Origin of the sequence: Kitasatospora sp. NPDC018619, from assembly GCF_044391605.1 — a bacterium.
GTDB lineage: Bacteria > Actinomycetota > Actinomycetes > Streptomycetales > Streptomycetaceae > Kitasatospora.
This window is the reverse complement of record NZ_JBISAI010000027.1, coordinates 1-19,926: the sequence shown is the minus strand read 5'-3', so window position 1 is coordinate 19,926 and position 19,926 is coordinate 1. Positions and strand designations below refer to the sequence as shown.

General features: G+C 72.0%; 16 protein-coding genes. 12 read left to right on the top strand and 4 right to left on the bottom strand.

The features are described from left to right. Window positions 1-10: 10 nt before the first annotated feature. The 3 genes from ACH5AR_RS30510 to ACH5AR_RS30500 all read right to left on the bottom strand — a co-directional run bounded on the left by ACH5AR_RS30510 (window position 11) and on the right by ACH5AR_RS30500 (window position 2,865). A complete protein-coding gene (locus ACH5AR_RS30510; protein WP_396304769.1) occupies window positions 11-766 on the bottom strand; it encodes an ABC transporter ATP-binding protein in 756 nt (251 codons plus the stop codon). A 234-nt stretch (window positions 767-1,000) separates the two neighbouring features. After that, window positions 1,001-2,395 carry an aspartate aminotransferase family protein gene (locus ACH5AR_RS30505; RefSeq protein WP_196946910.1) on the bottom strand — a complete coding sequence of 465 codons (1,395 nt, stop codon included), beginning with the start codon at window positions 2,393-2,395 and terminating at the stop codon, window positions 1,001-1,003. Next, window positions 2,392-2,865 (bottom strand): Lrp/AsnC family transcriptional regulator, encoded by a 474-nt coding sequence (locus ACH5AR_RS30500; RefSeq protein WP_030243538.1) that lies wholly within the window; start codon window positions 2,863-2,865, stop codon window positions 2,392-2,394. Before ACH5AR_RS30500 ends, ACH5AR_RS30505 begins: the two co-directional genes overlap by 4 nt. Before the next feature lie 299 nt (window positions 2,866-3,164). Between ACH5AR_RS30500 and ACH5AR_RS30495 the strand changes: the two genes are divergently transcribed. The 3 genes from ACH5AR_RS30495 (at window position 3,165) to ACH5AR_RS30485 (ending at window position 7,366) form a co-directional block, all read left to right on the top strand. Continuing rightward, entirely contained in the window at window positions 3,165-4,610 is a 1,446-nt protein-coding gene (locus tag ACH5AR_RS30495) for a gamma-aminobutyraldehyde dehydrogenase (protein ID WP_396304768.1), read from the top strand. A 128-nt stretch (window positions 4,611-4,738) separates the two neighbouring features. After that, window positions 4,739-6,097 (top strand): aspartate aminotransferase family protein, encoded by a 1,359-nt coding sequence (locus ACH5AR_RS30490; RefSeq protein ID WP_396304767.1) that lies wholly within the window; start codon window positions 4,739-4,741, stop codon window positions 6,095-6,097. Window positions 6,098-6,163: 66 nt separating this feature from the next. Continuing rightward, window positions 6,164-7,366 (top strand): spermidine/putrescine ABC transporter substrate-binding protein, encoded by a 1,203-nt coding sequence (locus ACH5AR_RS30485; RefSeq protein ID WP_396304766.1) that lies wholly within the window; start codon window positions 6,164-6,166, stop codon window positions 7,364-7,366. Window positions 7,367-7,372: 6 nt separating this feature from the next. Here the strand turns inward: ACH5AR_RS30485 and ACH5AR_RS30480 are convergent, their stop codons facing one another. Next, window positions 7,373-9,025 carry a PucR family transcriptional regulator gene (locus ACH5AR_RS30480; protein ID WP_396304765.1) on the bottom strand — a complete coding sequence of 551 codons (1,653 nt, stop codon included), beginning with the start codon at window positions 9,023-9,025 and terminating at the stop codon, window positions 7,373-7,375. A gap of 268 nt (window positions 9,026-9,293) precedes the next feature. Here ACH5AR_RS30480 and ACH5AR_RS30475 point away from each other — a divergent pair, with 268 nt between their 5' ends. The 9 genes from ACH5AR_RS30475 (at window position 9,294) to ACH5AR_RS30435 (ending at window position 19,735) form a co-directional block, all read left to right on the top strand. Next, window positions 9,294-10,805: a gamma-aminobutyraldehyde dehydrogenase gene (locus tag ACH5AR_RS30475; protein WP_396304764.1), complete on the top strand. Its 1,512-nt coding sequence runs from the start codon at window positions 9,294-9,296 to the stop codon at window positions 10,803-10,805. 53 nt (window positions 10,806-10,858) lie between these two features. Then, the gene (locus tag ACH5AR_RS30470; protein WP_396304763.1) at window positions 10,859-12,109 is read left to right on the top strand and encodes an extracellular solute-binding protein; all 1,251 of its coding nucleotides are present in this window, start codon (window positions 10,859-10,861) and stop codon (window positions 12,107-12,109) included. 38 nt (window positions 12,110-12,147) lie between these two features. After that, window positions 12,148-13,290 (top strand): ABC transporter ATP-binding protein, encoded by a 1,143-nt coding sequence (locus ACH5AR_RS30465; RefSeq protein ID WP_396304762.1) that lies wholly within the window; start codon window positions 12,148-12,150, stop codon window positions 13,288-13,290. Continuing rightward, window positions 13,287-14,216 (top strand): ABC transporter permease, encoded by a 930-nt coding sequence (locus ACH5AR_RS30460; RefSeq protein WP_396304761.1) that lies wholly within the window; start codon window positions 13,287-13,289, stop codon window positions 14,214-14,216. The genes ACH5AR_RS30465 and ACH5AR_RS30460 overlap by 4 nt, the downstream gene beginning before the upstream one ends. Continuing rightward, on the top strand, window positions 14,216-15,019 hold the full coding sequence (locus tag ACH5AR_RS30455; RefSeq protein ID WP_396304760.1) for an ABC transporter permease: 804 nt from the start codon (window positions 14,216-14,218) through the stop codon (window positions 15,017-15,019). Before ACH5AR_RS30460 ends, ACH5AR_RS30455 begins: the two co-directional genes overlap by 1 nt. Window positions 15,020-15,081: 62 nt before the next feature. Beyond that, the gene (locus ACH5AR_RS30450) at window positions 15,082-16,476 is read left to right on the top strand and encodes an NAD(P)/FAD-dependent oxidoreductase (RefSeq protein WP_396304759.1); all 1,395 of its coding nucleotides are present in this window, start codon (window positions 15,082-15,084) and stop codon (window positions 16,474-16,476) included. Window positions 16,477-16,609: 133 nt separating this feature from the next. After that, window positions 16,610-17,041: a hypothetical protein gene (locus tag ACH5AR_RS30445; RefSeq protein ID WP_396304758.1), complete on the top strand. Its 432-nt coding sequence runs from the start codon at window positions 16,610-16,612 to the stop codon at window positions 17,039-17,041. Window positions 17,042-17,223: 182 nt separating this feature from the next. Then, window positions 17,224-17,997 (top strand): nucleotidyl transferase AbiEii/AbiGii toxin family protein, encoded by a 774-nt coding sequence (locus ACH5AR_RS30440; RefSeq protein WP_396304757.1) that lies wholly within the window; start codon window positions 17,224-17,226, stop codon window positions 17,995-17,997. A 214-nt stretch (window positions 17,998-18,211) separates the two neighbouring features. Beyond that, entirely contained in the window at window positions 18,212-19,735 is a 1,524-nt protein-coding gene (locus tag ACH5AR_RS30435; protein ID WP_396304756.1) for a CoA-acylating methylmalonate-semialdehyde dehydrogenase, read from the top strand. Window positions 19,736-19,926 lie beyond the last annotated feature (191 nt).

Below are 19,926 nucleotides of genomic sequence, written 5' to 3'. Positions count from 1 at the left end.
GTCGCCCCCTTCAGCGGCGGGTGGCCGTGACGGCCCGTGCTCCGGCGGCCCCGGAGGCGGTGACGCCGCGGGGGACGGGGGCGGCGGGGGCGGTGAGCCGCCCGTCGACGAGGGCGACGGCGCGGTCCGCGAACCGGACGAGCTCGGGGTCGTGGGTGGCCAGGACGAGGGTGAGCTGGTGGGACCGGGCGGCGCTGGTCAGTATCCGCATGACCTGGTCGGCGGCCTCGCGGTGCAGCGGGGCAGTGGGGTCGTCGGCGAAGACGACGGGCGGCAGCGGGGCCAGGGCGCGGGCCACGGCGACCCGCTGGCGCCGGGCCTGGACCAGCCGTTCGGGGCGCAGCCGGGCGCAGTCGCCGACGTCGAGGCGTTCGAGCCACTCGTCGGCGGCGGTGTAGGCGGCCTTGTGGCCGGCCCCGGCGAGCAGCAGCGGCAGGGCGACGTTCTCCCGGGCGGTCAGTTCGGGCACCAGGTGGGGCTCGGAGCCGACGAAGCCGAAGCGGTCGCGGCGCAGCCGTTCGCGGCCGGCCCGGGGGAGGGTGTGCACGGGGGCGCTGTTGAACCAGACCTCGCCCTCGTCGACCGGGAGCTGCGCGGAGAGGCAGCCGAGCAGGGTGCTCTTGCCGGAGCCGCGCGCGCCGGTCACGGCGAGCACCTCGCCCTCGCGGACGCCGATCGAGATGCCGCGCAGGGCGGGGGTGCCGTCATGGGACTTGACGATCCCTCGGGCCCACAGCACGTCGTTGTCAGGCGGTGCCGCTGACATGAGGATCCATCCTGGGGGCCGCAGGGATATGACAGTCGTCAGATTAGAACGACCGGGGCTGGGCGCGGTTGCGGCGCACTGGTCCATCACGGGCATATCACCCGCATTCAGGCATGTTTGGTCGTACGACTGTGATGTTGCGGGCCCCTCCGGGCGGCCCGGGAACGCCGAAGGGCGGCCCCGCGGGGAGCGGGGCCGCCCTTCGGCGGAGGGTGGGGAGGAAGGCTCAGGGGATCAGATCTTCGCCCACGCGTCGGTCAGGCTGGTCCGCAGGATCTGCTCGATCTCGTCGAAGGTCGACTGGTCGGAGATCAGCGGCGGGGCCAGCTGGATGACCGGGTCGCCACGGTCGTCGGCGCGGCAGTACAGGCCGTTGTCGAAGAGGGCCTTCGACAGGAAGCCGTAGAGGACGCGCTCGACCTCCTCGTCGTTGAAGGACTCCTTGGTGACCTTGTCCTTGACGAGCTCGATGCCGTAGAAGTACCCGTTGCCGCGGACGTCGCCGACGATCGGCAGGTCGCGCAGCTTGTCCAGGGTGCCCAGGAACGCGGCCTCGTTGTCGAGGACGTGCTGGTTCAGGCCCTCGCGCTCGAAGATGTCGAGGTTGGCCAGCGCCACCGCGGAGGAGACCGGGTGGCCGCCGAAGGTGTAGCCGTGCAGGAAGGTGTTGTCACCCTTGTAGAACGGCTCGGCGAGGCGGTCCGAGATGATCGTGGCGCCGATCGGGGAGTAGCCCGAGGTCATGCCCTTGGCGCAGGTGATCATGTCGGGCTGGTAGCCGAACTTGTCGGCGCCGAACATGGTGCCCAGGCGGCCGAAGGCGCAGATGACCTCGTCCGAGACCAGCAGCACGTCGTGGCGGTCGCAGATCTCGCGCAGGCGCTGGAAGTACCCGGGCGGCGGCGGGAAGCAGCCGCCGGCGTTCTGCACCGGCTCGACGAAGACGGCGGCGACGGTCTCGGCACCCTCGTTGAGGATGGCCACCTCGATCTCGTCGGCGCACCAGCGGCCGTAGGCCTCGGGGTCGACCGTGCCGTCGGGGCCCTCGAGGAAGGCCGGGGCGCGGTAGATGTTGGTGTTCGGGGCCTTGTGGGTGCCCGGCACCAGCGGCTCGAACGGGGCCTTCAGGCCCGGCAGGCCGGTGATGGACAGGGCGCCCTGCGGGGTGCCGTGGTAGGCGACGGCGCGCGAGATGACCTTGTACTTGGTCGGCTTGCCGGTCAGCTTGAAGTACTGCTTGGCGAGCTTCCAGGCGGTCTCGACGGCCTCGCCGCCACCGGTGGAGAAGAAGACCTTGTTCAGGTCGCCCGGGGCGTAGTTGGCCAGGCGCTCGGCCAGCTCGACGGCCTTCGGGTGGGCGTAGCTCCACACCGGGAAGAAGGCGAGCTCCTTGGCCTGCTTGGCGGCGGCCTCGGCGAGCTCCTCGCGGCCGTGGCCGGCCTGGACGACGAACAGGCCGGCGAGGCCGTCGAGGTACTTGCGCCCCTTGTCGTCCCAGACGTAGGTGCCCTCGCCCTTGACGATCGTCGGCACGGGGGAGTTCTCGTACGACGACATGCGGGTGAAGTGCATCCACAGGTGGTCGTAGGCGGTCTTGGAAAGGTCCTTCTGCGCCGGGTCGGCTGTCATCGGGTGCCCCAGGTGTAGGTCTGTTTCCGGAGCTTCAGGTAAACGAAGCTCTCGGTGCTCCGCACGCCGGGAAGGGCGCGGATGCGCTTGTTGATCAGTTCGAGCAGATGCTCGTCGTCCTCGCAGACCAGTTCGGCCAGGAGGTCGAACGAGCCTGCGGTGCAGACCACGTAGTCGACCTCGTCGAGGGCGGCCAACGCGTCGGCGACGGGCTCGATGTCACCCTCGACCCGGATGCCGACCATCGCCTGGCGGGTGAAGCCGACGGTGAGCGGGTCCGTGACGGCGACGATCTGCATCACGCCCTGGTCGAGCAGCTTCTGGACGCGCTGCCGGACGGCCGCCTCGGACAGGCCGACGGCCTTGCCGATGGCGGCGTACGGGCGGCGCCCGTCCTCCTGGAGCTGCTCGATGATCGCCTTGGAGGCGGCGTCGAGGGGAACGCTGGCGTTCCGGTCGCGGTTGGCCACGCGGCCACTGTGCCTGATCGGCCCCGTGTTCGCAAGCGTGGAAACTGCTGATTTCGTCGTGATCTTGGAAAACGCATGCGGATTTCATCGCCCAGCGGCAATCGGCCTGTCGATACCGGCAGTCCTGTGGTTACCCTGGCACGGTACGCGCGCGACCTGCGGGGTCGGCGCACGTACCGCCACCAGGTGGACCGCGCCGCTCCGGGCCGGGCCACCCGGAACCCTTCGTACGCCGGATCCGCCGACGTACCATTGCGCCGGAATCTGCAACGCCGCAGGCCCAGACCGAGGAGTGATCCGTGAGCGACCTTCGCACGCTGCGCAACTACATCAACGGTGAGTTCGTCGACGCGGCCGACGGCCGCACGCTCGACATCGTCGACCCGACCACCGGCGAGGTGTACGCGACGTCGCCGCTGTCCGGTGCCGCTGACGTGGACGCCGCCATGGCCTCCGCCGCGGCCGCGTTCCCGATCTGGCGCGACGCGACCCCGAGCACCCGGCAGAAGCTGCTGCTCAAGATCGCCGACGCGGTCGAGGCCCGGGCCGACGAGATCGTCGACACCGAGGTGCGCAACACGGGCAAGCCCCGTGCCATGACCCTCTCCGAGGAGATCGGCCCGATGGTGGACCAGATCCGGTTCTTCGCCGGTGCCGCCCGCCTGCTGGAGGGCAAGGCCGCCGGTGAGTACATGGACGGGCTGACCTCGATCATCCGCCGTGAGCCGGTCGGCGTCTGCGCCCAGGTCGCGCCGTGGAACTACCCGATGATGATGGCCGTCTGGAAGTTCGCCCCGGCCATCGCCGCGGGCAACACCGTCGTGCTGAAGCCCTCCGACACCACCCCGGCCTCCACCGTGCTGCTGGCCGAGATCATCGGCGGCGTGCTCAAGGAGCTGGAGCTGCCGGCCGGCGTCTTCAACGTGATCTGCGGCGACCGCGAGACCGGCAAGCTGATGGTCGAGCACCGCACCCCGGCGATGGCCTCCATCACCGGTTCGGTGCGGGCCGGCATCTCGGTCGCCGAGTCCGCCTCCAAGGACGTCAAGCGCGTCCACCTGGAGCTGGGCGGCAAGGCCCCGGTCGTGGTCTTCGAGGACGCCGACATCGCCGAGGCCGTCGAGGGCATCGCGATGGCGGGCTACTTCAACGCCGGCCAGGACTGTACCGCCGCCACCCGCGTGCTGGTGCACGAGTCGATCCACGACGCCTTCGTCGAGGCGCTGGCCAAGGCCGCGGCCGAGACCAAGACCGGCGGCGTGGACGACGAGGACGTGCTGTACGGCCCGCTGAACAACGCCAACCAGCTGAAGCAGGTCTCCGGCTTCATCGAGCGGCTGCCCGCCCACGCCAAGGTCGAGGCCGGCGGCCACCGGGTCGGCGACCGCGGCTACTTCTACGCCCCGACCGTCGTCTCCGGCCTGAACCAGGACGACGAGATCATCCAGAACGAGGTCTTCGGCCCGGTCATCACCGTGCAGAAGTTCTCCGACGAGGAGCAGGCGGTCGAGTACGCCAACGGCGTGGAGTACGCGCTGGCCTCCTCGGTGTGGACCAAGGACCACGCCCGGGCCATGCGGATGTCGCGCCGCCTGGACTTCGGCTGCGTCTGGATCAACACCCACATCCCGCTGGTCGCCGAGATGCCGCACGGCGGTTTCAAGAAGTCCGGCTACGGCAAGGACCTGTCCTCCTACGGCTTCGAGGACTACACCCGGGTGAAGCACGTCATGACCGCGATCTGACGCTCGCCCGCAAGGCGGTGGGCCCCGGTCTCCCGACCGGGGCCCCTTTGCACCCTGTCGACGGTTGGCGCGACCGGCTGACACGATGGAACTGCCCATCCGGGAGCGCCCGCCCTAGCCTTGGCGGCATGAGCATCCCCACCGCTGACCCAGCCGCCGGCCAGGCGGTCAAGGCCGCCGACCGCGCGCACGTCTTCCACTCGTGGTCCGCCCAGGCGCTGATCGACCCCCTCGCGGTGGCCGGCGCCGAGGGCTCGTACTTCTGGGACTACGACGGCAACCGCTACCTCGACTTCTCCTCGCAGCTGGTCAACACCAACATCGGGCACCAGCACCCGAAGGTGGTCGCCGCGATCCAGGAGCAGGCGGCGAAGCTCTGCACCCTCGCGCCCGGCTTCGCGGTCGAGTCGCGCAGCGAGGCCGCCCGGCTGATCGCCGAGCGCACCCCCGGCGACCTGGACAAGATCTTCTTCACCAACGGCGGCGCCGAGGCCAACGAGAACGCCATCCGGATGGCCCGGCTGCACACCGGCCGGCAGAAGGTGCTCTCCACCTACCGCTCGTACCACGGCGCCACCGCCAACGCGATCGCCCTCACCGGCGACCCGCGGCGCTGGCCCAACGAGACCGGCGTCTCCGGCGTGGTGCACTTCTGGGGGCCGTACCCCTACCGCTCCAACTTCCACGCCGCGGACGAGGCGCAGGAGTGCGAGCGCGCGCTGGAGCACCTGGAGCAGGTGATCGCGTTCGAGGGCCCCGGCACCGTCGCGGCGGTCATCCTGGAGACGGTGGTCGGCACCGCCGGCATCCTGGTCCCGCCGGCCGGCTACCTGGCCGGGGTGCGGGAGATCTGCGACCGCTACGGGATCGTGTTCATTTTGGACGAGGTGATGGCCGGCTTCGGCCGCACCGGCGAGTGGTTCGCCGCCGACCACTGGGGCGTCACCCCCGACCTGCTCACCTTCGCCAAGGGCGTCAACTCGGGCTACGTGCCGCTGGGCGGCGTGGCGATCAGCGCCGAGATCGCCGCCACCTTCGCCGAGCGGCCGTTCCCCGGCGGGCTCACCTACTCCGGCCACCCGCTGGCCTGCGCCTCGGCGGTGGCGACCATCGAGACGATGGCGCAGGAGGGCATCGTCGAGAACGCCCGGCACATCGGCGAGAGCGTGCTCGGCCCCGGCCTGCGCGAGCTGGCCGAGCGGCACCCGTCGATCGGCGAGGTCCGCGGCCTGGGCGTGTTCTGGGCGCTCGACCTGGTGAAGGACCGGCAGACCCGCGAACCGCTGGTGCCGTACAACGCCGCGGGCGCGGCCAACGCGCCGATGGCCGAGCTGGCCGCCGCCTGCAAGCAGCGCGGGCTCTGGCCGTTCGTCAACATGAACCGCTTCCACGTCGTCCCGCCGTGCACCGTCACCGAGGAGGAGGCCAAGGCCGGCCTCGCGGTCCTGGACGAGGTGCTGTCGCTCACCGACGCGCACACCGTCTGACGTACCTACCGGACGGCCCCGGGCACCCGCGTGCCCGGGGCCGTCCCACGCTCCGGAAGGCCGCTCATGCCCAGCAGCTCCACCCTGACCCGCCGCCCCCTCCACTCCGCCGCCGTGCGCCGGCGCTCCCTGCTCGGCGGGGCCGCGCTGCTCGGCGCCGGAGCGCTGACCGGCTGCGGCATCCCGTCCGCCTACGTGGCCGAGGACCGCCGCTCGGCGCCGGACCGCTCGGAGGAGGACCGGCGGCTCGTCTTCTCCAACTGGACGCAGTACATCGACACCGACGACGCGGGCGGGCGCCCGACCCTGGACGCCTTCGGCGAGAAGACCGGGATCGCCGTCACCTACACCGAGGACATCAACGACAACGACGAGTTCTTCGGCAAGATCAGCCCGGTGCTCACCCAGGGCTCCGCACCCGGCCGGGACCTCATGGTGATCAGCGACTGGATGGCCGGACGGTACGTCTCGCTGGGCTGGGTGCAGGCCATGGACCGGGCCAACCTGCCCAACGTCACGGCGAACCTGGACCCGCAGCTCGCCGACCCGGCCTTCGACCCCGGGCGGCGGCGCAGCGTGCCCTGGCAGTCCGGGATCACCGGCATCGCCTACAACCGCAGGGCGCTCGGCCGGGAGATCCGGTCCACCGCCGACCTCTGGGCCCCCGACCTCAAGGGCCGGGTCACGCTGTTCGCCGGGCTGGACGAGGCGCTCGGGCTGCTGATGCTCTCCCAGGGCGCGGACATCGGGAGGTTCAGCGACGACGACGCGCACCGGGCGATGGACCTGGTGCAGAAGGCGGTCGACAGCGGCCACGTCCGGCGCTTCACCGGCAACGACTACACCAGCGACCTCGCCTCCGGCGCGGCGCTCGCCTGCCAGGCCTACTCGGGCGACGCCGTCCAGCTCACCGCCGAGAACCCGGACATCGCGTTCGTGGTGCCGGAGGAGGGCGGCGAGCTGTGGGCGGAGAGCCTGATGATCCCCAACCGGGCCGCCCACAAGCGCAACGCCGAACGGCTGGTCGACTACTACTACCAGCCCGAGGTGGCCGCCGAGCTCGCCGCGTTCGTCCAGTACATCTGCCCGGTGCCGGCCGCCCGCGAGGTGCTGGCGGACAGCGGCGACCGGGAGAAGGCCGAACTCGCCGAGAACCCGCTGGTGTTCCCGACCGACGAGATGCGCGCCCGGCTGCACACCATGCGCGACGTCTCCTCGGCCGAGCGCCCCGAGCTGCACAAGGTCTGGGGGCGCATCACCGGGGTCTGAGCGGCGCTACCTGCGCACGGCGTCCAGGGCGAGCAGCGCCACGTGCAGGGAGAGGCAGGACTCCACCTGGTCGAGGTCCACACCGAGGACCCGCTCGACCTTGTGCAGCCGGTCGTAGAAGGACGGCCGGGACAGGTGCGCGGCGTCCGCCGCGGCCGACTTGTTCCGGCCCTGCTCCAGGTAGATCCGCAGCATCTGCACCAACTGGCCGCCGTGCTCGGCGTCGTGGGCCAGCAGCGGGCCCAACTCCCGCTCCACGTACGTCTGCAGCCGGGCGTCGTCGCGCAGCAGGTGGAGCAGGCCGCGCAGCCGGACGTCCGGCAGCCGGTAGTAGGAGGCGCTGCGGCCGCCGGGCGCGTCGTGCAGGGCGGCGTCGGCGACCTGGGCGGCCTCCAGCAGGGTGCGCCGGGCGTCGCGCACCGAGCCGACCGAGGAGCCGACCGCGACCACCGGGCCCGCCGGGTCGCCGTCCTCCCGCCCGGCCTCGGCGGACATCCGGCGCAGCGCGGCCGAGAGGGCGTCCAGCGCGGCGTGCTCGTCCTGCTGGGTGCCGAGCGCGACCAGCAGTCCGACGGCCTCGTCGTCCAGCGCGCCGACCAGGGCGCTCAGCCGGCAGGCCCGGACGGCGCCGGCGGCCAGCTCGGTGAAGTCGCGCAGCCGGGCCTGTGCCTCCAGCGCGGCCGGGATCGGCCCGCGCCGCTGGCGCAGCACCACGCCGACCAGCCGGCGGCCCTCCAGCGGGACGCCGAGGGCCTGGGCGCGCAGCGCCGCCTCGGAGACGGTCAGCGCATGGGTGAGGATGCCGGAGAGCAGGGTGCGGTGGGTCTGCCGCTCCAGGCTCTCGCGGTCGCGCACCACCAGCCGGTTGAGCGCCAGCGCGGACGCGCCGCGCTCCAGCAGCATGGTGTGCGGGTGGGCCTCGCCCTCGGGCAGCGGGCCGGGCTCCTGCACCAGCACCAGCCGGCCCCAGTCCTGGCCGCGGGCGCCGACGGTGGTGACCAGCCAGCCGCTGCGCGGGTCGTGGCCGGTGCGCCCGGCCGGGCGCACCCCGCGCGAGCGGCGCTCCCAGTCCTCCAGCAGCTCGGCCTCCGGGCGTCCGGCGGTGTCGTGGGCGAGCACCTGGTGGGCGAGGTTCTCCAGGACGACCGGGGCGCCGGCCATCCGGGCCACCTGGCGGATCACCTCGGGCGGCTCGGCGCCCTCCACCACCAGCTCGTTGAAGACCTGGTGGACGGACTCGGAGGCCCGCAGCTGCTCCAGCTGGGCGTTGACCACCAGGGCGTGCACGGCCTCGGTGACGGCGACGAAGCGCAGCTCGCGGCGGAGCGTGACCAGCGGCAGCCCGCGCTGTTCGGCGGCGTTGACCAGGGCGCGGGGGAGCGAGTCGAAGTAGCGGCGGCCGAACTCGACGACCAGGCCGGCCACCCCGACCTCGTCCAGCTCGCGCACGTAGCGGGCCAGGCCCTCGCGGTCCTCGGGCAGGGCGATGCCGGTGGTCAGCACCAGCTCGCCGCCGCGGAGCATCCCGGCGACGTCGGGCAGCTCGCTGACGTGGACCCAGCGGACCGGCCGCTCCAGGTGGTCGGCGCCGGCCACCACCTGGGGCAGGCCGCGGCGCATCACGTCCAGGTCGAGGACTCGGGCGACGGTGGGGAGCATCGCGGGCCTCCGGGGCGGGGCCCGGAGCGGGGGCTCCGGGCGGGCGGGCGGGGGACGACACCGTCAGGGTGTCAGGTAAATCATCCATCTCCCGGACGACCTGTTGCCCTGACCGGACCCTTGCACCCTGTAAGGCCCTTCGGGCCGAGGTTGTCGAAGTGACCCTTGTCACCCCGACCCCGCAGCAGGCAAGGTCAGCGGGACCGCAGACCCCCACCGCGGACGCCTGACCCCGCAGCGGTCGCACCACGGCACTTGGAGGAACCAGATGGACCTGACCGACTTCGGACCGGGCGCGCAGTACGTCGCGGGCCGCCAGACCCGGGGGAGCGGTGAGCCCTTCCAGGTCGTCAACCCCGCCGACGGAAGCGTGGTCGAGCAGGTCGCGCTGGCCACCCCCGCGGACGTGGACACCGCCGTCGCCGCCGCCAGGGCCGCCCTGCCCGGCTGGTCCTCGGCCACCCCCGGCGCGCGCTCCGAGGCGCTCACCCGGCTGGCCGCCGTCCTGGCCGGGGCGGCCGGGGACCTGGCCCGGGTGGAGACGGCGCAGACCGGCAAGCCGGTCAAGCTGGCCACCGAGTTCGACGTGCCCGGCACCGTCGACAACGCCGCGTTCTTCGCCGGCGCCGCCCGCAACCTGGAGGGCAAGGCGGCCGGCGAGTACTCCGGCGACCACACCTCGTACGTGCGGCGCGAGGCGGTCGGCGTGGTCGGCTCGATCTCGCCCTGGAACTACCCGCTGCAGATGGCCGCCTGGAAGATCCTGCCGGCGATCGCCGCGGGCAACACGATCGTGCTCAAGCCGGCCGAGCTGACCCCGCTGACCTCGGTGATGTTCGCCCGCGCCTGCACCGAGGCGGGCATCCCGGACGGCGTGGTCAACGTGGTCACCGGCGCCGGGCGCACCGCGGGCGAGCACCTGGTCGGCCACCCGGACGTCGCGATGGTCTCCTTCACCGGCTCCACCGGCGTCGGCCGGCGGGTCGCCGAGATCGCCACCGCGGGCGTCAAGCGCACCCACCTGGAGCTCGGCGGCAAGGCCCCGTTCGTGGTCTTCGACGACGCCGACCTGGACGCCGCGGTGCACGGAGCCGTCGCCGCCTCGCTGATCAACGGCGGCCAGGACTGCACCGCGGCGACCCGCGCCTACGTCCAGCGCCCGCTCTACGACGCCTTCGTGGCCGGGGTGGCCGAGCTGTACGCGGCGGTCCGGATCGGCGACCCGCTGAACCCGCGCACCGACCTCGGCCCGCTGGTCTCGTACGCCCACCGGGACCGGGTGGCCGGCTTCGTGGAGCGCGCCCGCGGGTACGCCACCGTGGTCACCGGCGGCGCGGCCCCGGAGAAGGGCCACGACGGCACCGACCTCACCCGGGGCGCGTACTACCGGCCGACCCTGATCACCGGCGCGGCCCAGGACAGCGAGGTCGTGCAGGGCGAGGTCTTCGGGCCGGTGCTGGTGGTGCTGCCCTTCGACGGCGACGACGAGGGCCTGCGGCTGGCCAACGACACCCCGTACGGCCTGGCCGCCTCGGCCTGGACGGGCAACGTGCACCGCTCGCTGCGGGCGACCCGGGAGATCGCGGCCGGCTGCGTCTGGGTCAACGACCACATCCCGATCATCAGCGAGATGCCGCACGGCGGCTACAAGGCCTCCGGCTACGGCAAGGACATGTCCCAGTACTCGCTGGACGAGTACACCCAGGTCAAGCACGTCATGTTCGACACCACCGCGGTGGCCCGCAAGGACTGGCACCGCACCGTCTTCGGAGACAGATAACCCCGGCCCACGCGGGTGCCCCCACACCCCATCTCCCCCAGGAGGCCCGTTCCATGGCGTTCAACGAGCTCACCGACGGTCTGCCCGAACCGGTCCGCAGGGCCTGGGAACGCAGTCTGACCAGCGGCCGGGCCGCGCTCGGCCGCCGCACCCTGCTGCGCGCCGCCGCGCTGAGCGCCGGAGCGGGCACCCTGGCCGCCTGCGGCATCCCGGCCGCCCCGCGGGCCACCGGGGACTCCACCGCGAACGCCGCCGAGGACCTCTCGCAGTCGCAGAAGGAGGTGGCCTTCTCCAACTGGCCGCTGTACGTCGACACGGACGAGAAGGACAAGCAGAAGCACGGCACCCTCGACGCCTTCACCGAGGCCACGGGCATCAGGGTCAGGTACACCGAGGACGTCAACGACAACGTCGAGTTCTTCGGCAAGGTCAAGCCGCAGCTGGCCTCCGGCCAGGACACCGGCCGCGACCTGATGGTGCTCACCGACTGGATGGCGGCCCGGCTGATCCGGCTCGGCTGGGCGCAGAAGCTCGACCCGGCGAACGTGACCACCGCGATCACCAACGTCGAGGCGCGCTTCCGCGCCCCCGACTGGGACCCGGGGCGGCTGTACACCTACCCGTGGGCCGGCATCCAGACCGTCGTCGCGTACAACCGGAAGGCGACCAGGGGGAAGGCCGTCACCAGCGTCTCCCAGCTGCTGGACGACCCGGACCTGAAGGGCCGGGTGACCTTCCTGTCCGAGATGCGCGACAGCATCGGGATGGTGCTGCTGGACCAGGGCAAGAGCACCGAGAAGTTCACCGCCGACGACTACGACGCCGCGGTCGCGCGCCTCCAGAAGGCCGTCGACGGCAAGCAGATCCGCCGCTTCACCGGCAACGACTACGGCCAGGAGCTCTCCGCCGGCGACATCGCGGCCTGCGTCGCCTGGGGCGGCGACCTGATCCAACTGCGCGCCGACAACCCGGACATCGAGTTCGTCATCCCGGAGAAGGGCTACATCGCCTCGACCGACAACATGCTGGTCCCGGCCAAGGCCCGGCACAAGACGAACGCGGAGAAGCTGATCGACTTCTACTATCAGCCGAAGATCGCGGCGCAGCTGGTCGCGGGCATCGGCTTCGTCTCCGCCGTCACCGGGATGAAGGACGAGCTCGCCGGCATCGCGCCGGACACCGCGGCCAACCCGCTGGTCGTACCCACCCCCGAGATGGCGGGCAGGGCGCACGTGTTCCGCACGCTCTCCGAGAGCGAGGAGAGCGACTTCGAGCAGAAGTTCTCCAAGCTCATCGGCGCCTGACCCCCTCCCGGCCGACAGACCCAGGAAGACACCACCCCATGACAGACCAGCAGCGCGACGCGGCCGTCGGCGGCGACGTCCGGCTCACCGGCATCGGCAAGACCTACGGCTCCTTCACCGCCGTCCACCCGCTCGACCTCACCGTCCCGCAGGGCTCCTTCTTCGCCCTGCTCGGCGCCTCCGGCTGCGGCAAGACCACCACCCTGCGCATGATCGCCGGGCTGGAGGAGCCCACCAGCGGCACCGTCCTGATCGGCGGCCAGGACGTCACCGCCCTGCCCCCGTACAAGCGCCCGGTGAACACCGTCTTCCAGAGCTACGCGCTCTTCCCGCACCTGGACATCTTCGAGAACGTGGCCTTCGGCCTGCGCCGGCGCGGCCGCAAGGACGTCAGGAAGCAGGTCGACGAGATGCTGGAGCTGGTCGAACTCGGCCAGTACGCCCGGCGCAAGCCGCACCAGCTCTCCGGCGGCCAGCAGCAGCGCGTCGCCGTCGCCCGCGCGCTGATCAACCACCCGCAGGTGCTGCTGCTGGACGAGCCGCTCGGGGCGCTCGACCTCAAGCTCCGCCGTCAGATGCAGCTGGAGCTCAAGCGGATCCAGACCGAGGTCGGCATCACCTTCGTGCACGTCACCCACGACCAGGAGGAGGCCATGACCATGGCCGACACCATCGCGGTGATGAACGGCGGCCGGGTCGAGCAGCTGGGCGCGCCCGCCGAGCTGTACGAGAACCCCGCCACCACCTTCGTGGCCAACTTCCTCGGCCAGTCCAACCTGCTGCCCGCCGAGGTCACCGGGAGCGAGGGCGGCGACCTGCTGCTCGGCGCGGCCGGCGCCCGCCTCACGGTGCCGAAGGTGCGCTGCGCCACCGACGCCAAGCGCGTCCACCTGGGCGTGCGCCCGGAGAAGATCACCATCACCCACGTCTCCGAGCCGGTCGCCGAGGGCCGCAACGAGCTGGTCGGCACGGTGCTCGACTCCAGCTTCATCGGCGTCTCCACCCAGTACGTGGTGCGCACCGAGGGCGGCCAGGAGGTCACCGTCTTCGAGCAGAACATGGAGCGCGACGCCCGGATCGTCCCCGGCGCCGCCGTCCGGCTGCACTGGAACCCGGCGCACTCCTTCGCCCTGGACGCCGCGCAGGCGATCGACGCGGGCACCGGGGAGGAGGCCGCATGACCGCGACCACCCCGGCCGCGCCACCCCAGGTCATACCGCTGGCGGAACCGGCGGCGAAGCCCAGGCGCAGGCTCACCCCGTACTGGCTGCTGCTGCCCGGCATCGCCTGGCTGGTGGTCTTCTTCGCCGTCCCGATGCTCTACCAGGGCTCGACCTCGCTGCAGACCGGCTCGCTCGAAGAGGGCTTCAAGGTCACCTGGCACTTCTCGACCTACTGGGACGCCCTGGTCGAGTACAAGTGGCACTTCCTGCGCTCGTTCTCCTACGCGGCCGTCGCCACCGTGCTCTGCCTGGCCGTCGGCTACCCGCTCGCGTACACGATCGCCTTCAAGGCCAGCAAGCGCTGGCGCAACGTCATCCTGATCCTGGTCATCGCGCCGTTCTTCACCAGCTTCCTGATCCGCACGCTGGCCTGGAAGACCATCCTGTCCGACGGCGGCCCGGTGGTCGGCGCGCTGAACGCGCTGCACGTCCTGGACCTCACCAACCTGCTCGGCCTCACCGACGGCGACCGGGTGCTGGCCACGCCGCTGGCCGTGGTCTGCGGCCTGACCTACAACTTCCTGCCGTTCATGATCCTGCCGCTGTACACCTCGCTGGAGCGGATCGACCCGCGGCTGCACGAGGCGGCCGGCGACCTCTACGCCCGGCCGTTCACCACCTTCCGCAAGGTGACCTTCCCGATCTCGCTGCCGGGCGTGGTCGCGGGCACCCTGCTGACCTTCATCCCGGCCTCCGGCGACTACATCAACGCCCAGCTGCTGGGCTCGCCGAGCGAGCAGATGGTCGGCAACGGCATCCAGAAGCAGTTCCTGAACGTGCTCGACTACCCCACGGCGGCCGCGTTGAGCTTCATCCTGATGGCCCTGATCCTGGGCATGGTGACGGTCTACATGCGCAAGGCCGGGACGGAGGATCTGGTCTGATGTCCCGGATGTCCAAGTGGATCCGCGCCCACCTGGTGGTGCTGGCCGGCCTGCTGGCCCTCGCCTACCTGGTGCTGCCCAACCTGGTCGTGCTGGCCTTCTCGTTCAACAAGCCGGTGGGCAAGTTCAACTACGAGTGGAACGAGTTCTCCACCGACGCCTGGACCAACCCCTGCGGCGTGGCCGACATGTGCCAGTCGCTCTCGCTCAGCCTGCGGATCGCGGTGCTCGCCACCGTCGGCGCCACCGTGCTCGGCACCATGGTCGCCTTCGCACTCGCCCGCTACCGCTTCCGCGGCCGCTCGGCCACCAGTGCGATGATCTTCCTGCCGATGGCCATGCCCGAGGTGGTCATGGCCGCCTCGCTCGGGACGCTCTTCCTCAACATGCGCATCCCGTTCGGGTTCACCACCATCCTCATCGCCCACATCATGTTCTGCCTCAGCTTCGTGGTGACGGCGGTCAAGGCGCGCGTGATGAGCATGGACCCGAGGCTCGAACAGGCCGCCCAGGACCTCTACGCGACCCCCACCCAGACCTTCCTGAGGGTCACCCTGCCGCTGGCGGCGCCCGGCATCGCGGCGGGCGCGCTGCTCAGCTTCGCGCTCTCCTTCGACGACTTCATCATCACCCAGTTCAACTCGGGGCCGACCACGGTCACCTTCCCGATGTTCGTCTGGGGCGCCTCGCAGCGCGGCATCCCGGTGCAGGTGAACGTCATCGGCACCGCGATGTTCCTCGCCGCCGTCGTGCTGACCGTCGTCGGCCAGTGGCTGGGCAACCGCCGGAAGGCCACCGCCTGACGTACGGTCGGCCGCGGTGGCACAGAAACCGTCATCTATTCGTGGAAAGTGGCTGATAATGCATGGACTCCGCCCGCGCGCTCAGTGACGCCAGGCCCACCCCCTTCTGGCTGGAGGATCCCGGCCGGCCGGCGGCGCTGCCCGCCCTGGTCGGCGACACCACCTGCGACCTGCTGGTCGTCGGCGGCGGCTACTCCGGCCTGTGGACCGCCCTCATCGCCAAGGAGCGCGACCCGTCACTGGACGTCGTGCTGGTCGAGGGCAACGAGGTCGGGTGGGCCGCGTCCGGGCGCAACGGCGGGTTCTGCGCGGCCAGTCTGACCCACGGCTTCGGCAACGGCCTGGACCGCTGGCCGTCCGAACTGGCCCAGCTGGAGCGCCTCGGTGCCGCCAACCTCGACGGCATCGAGGCCACCCTCAAGCGCTACGGCATCGACGCCGAGTGGGAGCGCACCGGCGAGATCGACGTCGCCACCCAGCCCCACCAGGTCGAGGAACTGCACGAGATCGCCGAGGCGGTCGCCCGGTACGGCTTCGACATCACCGTCCTGGACGCCGACCAGCTGCGCGCCGAGGTGGACTCGCCGACCTTCCTCGGCGGCCTCTGGGACAAGGAGGGCGTGGCGATGGTCCACCCCGCCAAGCTCGCCTGGGGCCTCAAGGACGCCTGCCTGGGCCAGGGCGTGCGGATCTTCGAGCACACCCGGGCCACCGACCTGCGCGAGCACGGCAGCGGCATGGCCGTCCGCACCCCGTACGGCCGGGTCTTCGCCCGCAAGGTCGCGCTCGGCACCAACGTGTTCCCGTCGCTGCTCAAGCGCGTCCGTCCGTACATCGTCCCGGTGTACGACTACGCGCTGATGACCGAGCCGCTCAGCGACGAGCAGCTCGCCGCGATCGGCTGGCGCGGGCGGCAGGGCCTCGGCGACAGCGCCAACAAGTTCCACTACTTCCGGCTCTCCGCCGACAACCGGATCCTCTGGGGCGGCTACGACGCGGTCTACCACTTCGGCGGCCACGTCCGGCACGAGTACGACCAGCGGCCGGAGACCTTCCGCACCCTGGCCAACCACTTCTTCCGCTGCTTCCCGCAGCTGGAGGGGCTGCGCTTCACCAACGCCTGGGGCGGCGCGATCGACACCTGCAGCCGGTTCTCGGCGTTCTTCGACACCGGGTACCGGGGCAAGGTCGCCTACGCGGTGGGCTACACCGGGCTCGGCGTCGGCGCGACCCGCTTCGGCGCCGAGGTGATGCTCGACCTGCTCGCCGGCGAGCGCACCGAGCGCACCTCGCTGGACATGGTGCGCAGCAAGCCGCTGCCGTTCCCGCCCGAGCCGGTGCGCTGGGCCGGGATCGAACTCACCACCCGGTCGCTGGAGCGGGCGGACCGCAACGGCGGCCACCGCAACCTCTGGCTGCGCACCCTCGACCGGATGGGGCTCGGCTTCGACAGCTGAAGCGGGAACACCCGTGGTCACGTGGCCCTAGTCGTGTAATCGGGACCCGCCGTCCGCCTCTCCTTGGTGACGGCGGGTCTCGCTCTTCCCGCCGTCTCCGAACAGTACGAACGGCAAGAAGCGGGGACACGACATGGAGAGCACCGGACTGCACTGGCTCGCCCGGGTGGCACCGGACCCGGAATCCTTCCGGGAGCAGTGGGAGCGCACCGGGCTGGGCCTGGTGCTGCTGCCGGCCGGCCGGGGCTGGGACGTCCTGTCCGTCCCGGGCCGGCTCGGGCGACCGGCCCTGGAGGTCCTGGACCCGAGCGCCCGAGGCCCCGTCCTGACCGACTTCGGCGGCGGGCAGGTGAGCTACCTGGTGCCCGTCGGCACGGCCGCCCGCTGGGTCGGCACCGGCGTGCGCACCGCGGGGGCGGGCACCTGGATCGTCGTACCGCACCCCGAGCGCAGCAGCCGGGGCGTGCGGTGGCTGGTGCCGCCCGACGGCTCGGGGCGGCTCACCGACCCGGTGCTGCTGGAGCTCGCCCTGCACGAGGCGGCGGCGAGGCTCAGCGGCTGGTGAGCCGGGGGCGCGCGGACGGCGTCCGTTCACGCGGTCGTCGGCGGTCGTCGGCGGTCGTCGGCGGTCGTCCACAGGGCCGTCGGGGCCGTCGGGGCGTGCAGGGAGCGCAGGGGCGCCCCGAAGTGCGCCGAGCGCCCGGCGATGGTGGCGCGCGCAGCGGGCGGTCGCGTCAGACTGGAGGCGTGACCACCGTCCCGCACGCCGTCGACGCGTCCCTCCGCCCCGGGCAGGCCCAGCTGCGCCTCGCCGCGGTGGCCGCGCCCGTCTGCGACCGGTACGGCCTGGCCCTGGCCGGCGGGCACGCGCTGCGGGCCCACGGCGTCGCGGCCTGCCCGCAGGACGGGCTGACCCTGGTGACCGGCGCGGCTGACCTCCCGGAGGCTGCCGCCGCGCTGGGCGAGGCCTTCCGGCAGGCGGGCGGCGGGGCCGTCGAGCGGTCGGGTACCCCGCGGCTGGAGCAGCTCACCGTCCGGCGCGCGCTCGGCGGGCGTTCGCACGCGGTGGAGCTGCGCAAGGAGCCGCTGGGCCACCGTCCGGTCCGGCTCGACCTCGGTGCGCCCGGGCCGGACGAGCCGCCGGTGGTGCTGCCGGTCGTCGCTCTGGAGGACGCGGCCGCGCTGACCACCGCGCTGCTGGCGGACCGTGGCATGCCGCGCGACCTGATCGACGTGCACGCCCTCACCCGCTCCTACCGGGAGGGGGAGCTGCTGGCACTGGCCGGGGAGCTGGACCCGGACTTCCAGCCCGCGGCGCTGGCCGAGCGGCTGGAGACGCTCGCCGAGGCGCCGGACGGACGGTTCCGCGCCCGGGGTGTTCCGGCCGGGGAGGTGGCCGGGCGGAAGCGGTGGGCGCTGGCCTGGGCGCAGGACCTGCGGCTGGACCTGCTGGAGACCCAGGAGGCGGCGGACGGGCTGCACGACCCGTACCTCGAGGAGCCGGAGGACGAGGAGGCCTGACCGGGGGTCCATGCGTCCGGCTGGGGGACCGGACAACCTGTAAGGCTGAATCCGCGATCCCCGTCAGCCTGTTCGTTGAGCCGGGCCGGAGCGGCGACCAGACTGGGAGACGAGCGCGGTAGCCCCGGGGTTTCCCGTCGCCCGCCCCACCGCGGGCGGCGCCAGACCGGACCGGTGGCAGGACGCCGCCCGGGACTTCGGAGGCAGACGGACCTTGAGCAAGCACATCATTCACTGGATCGACGGCAAGCCGGTCGCCACCGCCGGCGCGGCCCCCCGTCGTGGCGAGGTCTTCGACCCGGCCACCGGCCAGGTCGCCGGTCAGGTCGACTTCGCCGGGATCGCCGAGGTCGACCAGGCCGTGGCCGCCGCCGCCTCGGCGTTCACCGAGTGGCGCACCGCCTCGATCGCCAAGCGGACGACGGTGCTCTTCGCCTTCCGGGAGCTGCTGAACGCCCGCCGCGACGAGCTGGCGTCGATCATCGTGGCGGAGCACGGCAAGGTGCACTCCGACGCGCTGGGCGAGATCGCCCGCGGCCTGGAGGTCGTGGAGTACGCCTGCGGCATCCCGCAGCTGATCAAGGGCGGCTTCACCGAGCAGGCCTCCACCGGCATCGACGTCTACTCGATCCGCCAGCCGCTCGGCCCGGTCGCGATCATCTCGCCGTTCAACTTCCCGGCCATGGTGCCGATGTGGTTCTTCCCGATCGCCATCGCGGCCGGCAACACCGTCGTCGTGAAGCCCTCGGAGAAGGACCCGTCCGCCGCCAACTTCCTCGCCGAGCTGTGGAAGGAGGCCGGCCTGCCGGACGGTGTCTTCAACGTCGTGCACGGCGACAAGGTGGCCGTCGACCGCCTGCTGGAGCACCCGGACGTCAAGTCCGTCAGCTTCGTCGGCTCCACCCCGATCGCCCGCTACGTGTACGAGACCGGCACGCGCTACGGCAAGCGCGTGCAGGCCCTGGGCGGCGCCAAGAACCACATGCTGGTGCTGCCGGACGCCGACCTCGACCTCGCCGCCGACGCCGCCGTCAACGCCGGGTTCGGCGCGGCCGGCGAGCGCTGCATGGCGGTGTCCGTGCTGGTCGCGGTGGACCCGATCGGCGACGAGCTGGTCGAGAAGATCAAGCAGCGGGTCGCCACCCTGAAGGTCGGCCCGGGCTGCAACGGCGACTCCGAGATGGGCCCGCTGGTCACCGGCCAGCACCGGGACAAGGTCACCTCCTACGTGGAGTCCGGGATCGCCGACGGCGCCGAGCTCGCGGTGGACGGCCGCAAGCACCCGGTCACCGCCGAGGACAGGAACGGCTCCCCGACGGCGGACGGCTTCTGGCTCGGCCCCACGCTGTTCGACCACGTGAAGCCCGGGATGTCCGTCTACAACGACGAGATCTTCGGCCCGATCCTCTCGGTCGTGCGGGTCGACTCGTACGAGGAGGGCCTGGCGCTGATCAACGCCAACCCCTACGGCAACGGCACCGCGCTCTTCACCAACGACGGCGGCGCGGCCCGGCGCTTCCAGTTCGAGGTGGAGGTCGGCATGGTCGGCATCAACGTGCCGATCCCGGTCCCGGTCGCCTACTACTCCTTCGGCGGCTGGAAGGCCTCGCTGTTCGGCGATGCCCACGCGTACGGCCCGGACGGCGTGCAGTTCTTCACCCGGGGCAAGGCCGTGACCCAGCGCTGGCTGGACCCGTCGCACGGCGGCATCAACCTGGGCTTCCCCACCAACAGCTGATCCGCACGGCACCACCGGCCGGACCCCTCTCGCGCGGGGTCCGGCCGGCCGTCTTTGCCCGACGTTTGCATCCGGCCGCAGAAGCGCGTACAGTTCTTCGAGCTGCCTGGCAGGGAGCACCGGACACGCATCTGCGCGGACGGTCCCGGGGCGGCCAATCCCCTGAAACACCACTTCCGGTTCGTGCCGGT

What these genes read in the sequence shown, in the direction of transcription:
- ACH5AR_RS30455 (WP_396304760.1), top strand. Translation starts at nt 14,216, where the DNA reads ATGTCCCGGATGTCCAAGTGGATCCGCGCCCACCTGGTGGTGCTGGCC.
- ACH5AR_RS30510 (WP_396304769.1), bottom strand. Translation starts at nt 766, where the DNA reads ATGTCAGCGGCACCGCCTGACAACGACGTGCTGTGGGCCCGAGGGATC.
- ACH5AR_RS30450 (WP_396304759.1), top strand. Translation starts at nt 15,082, where the DNA reads ATGGACTCCGCCCGCGCGCTCAGTGACGCCAGGCCCACCCCCTTCTGG.
- ACH5AR_RS30485 (WP_396304766.1), top strand. Translation starts at nt 6,164, where the DNA reads ATGCCCAGCAGCTCCACCCTGACCCGCCGCCCCCTCCACTCCGCCGCC.
- ACH5AR_RS30445 (WP_396304758.1), top strand. Translation starts at nt 16,610, where the DNA reads ATGGAGAGCACCGGACTGCACTGGCTCGCCCGGGTGGCACCGGACCCG.
- ACH5AR_RS30460 (WP_396304761.1), top strand. Translation starts at nt 13,287, where the DNA reads ATGACCGCGACCACCCCGGCCGCGCCACCCCAGGTCATACCGCTGGCG.
- ACH5AR_RS30490 (WP_396304767.1), top strand. Translation starts at nt 4,739, where the DNA reads ATGAGCATCCCCACCGCTGACCCAGCCGCCGGCCAGGCGGTCAAGGCC.
- ACH5AR_RS30505 (WP_196946910.1), bottom strand. Translation starts at nt 2,395, where the DNA reads ATGACAGCCGACCCGGCGCAGAAGGACCTTTCCAAGACCGCCTACGAC.
- ACH5AR_RS30475 (WP_396304764.1), top strand. Translation starts at nt 9,294, where the DNA reads ATGGACCTGACCGACTTCGGACCGGGCGCGCAGTACGTCGCGGGCCGC.
- ACH5AR_RS30465 (WP_396304762.1), top strand. Translation starts at nt 12,148, where the DNA reads ATGACAGACCAGCAGCGCGACGCGGCCGTCGGCGGCGACGTCCGGCTC.
- ACH5AR_RS30480 (WP_396304765.1), bottom strand. Translation starts at nt 9,025, where the DNA reads ATGCTCCCCACCGTCGCCCGAGTCCTCGACCTGGACGTGATGCGCCGC.
- ACH5AR_RS30470 (WP_396304763.1), top strand. Translation starts at nt 10,859, where the DNA reads ATGGCGTTCAACGAGCTCACCGACGGTCTGCCCGAACCGGTCCGCAGG.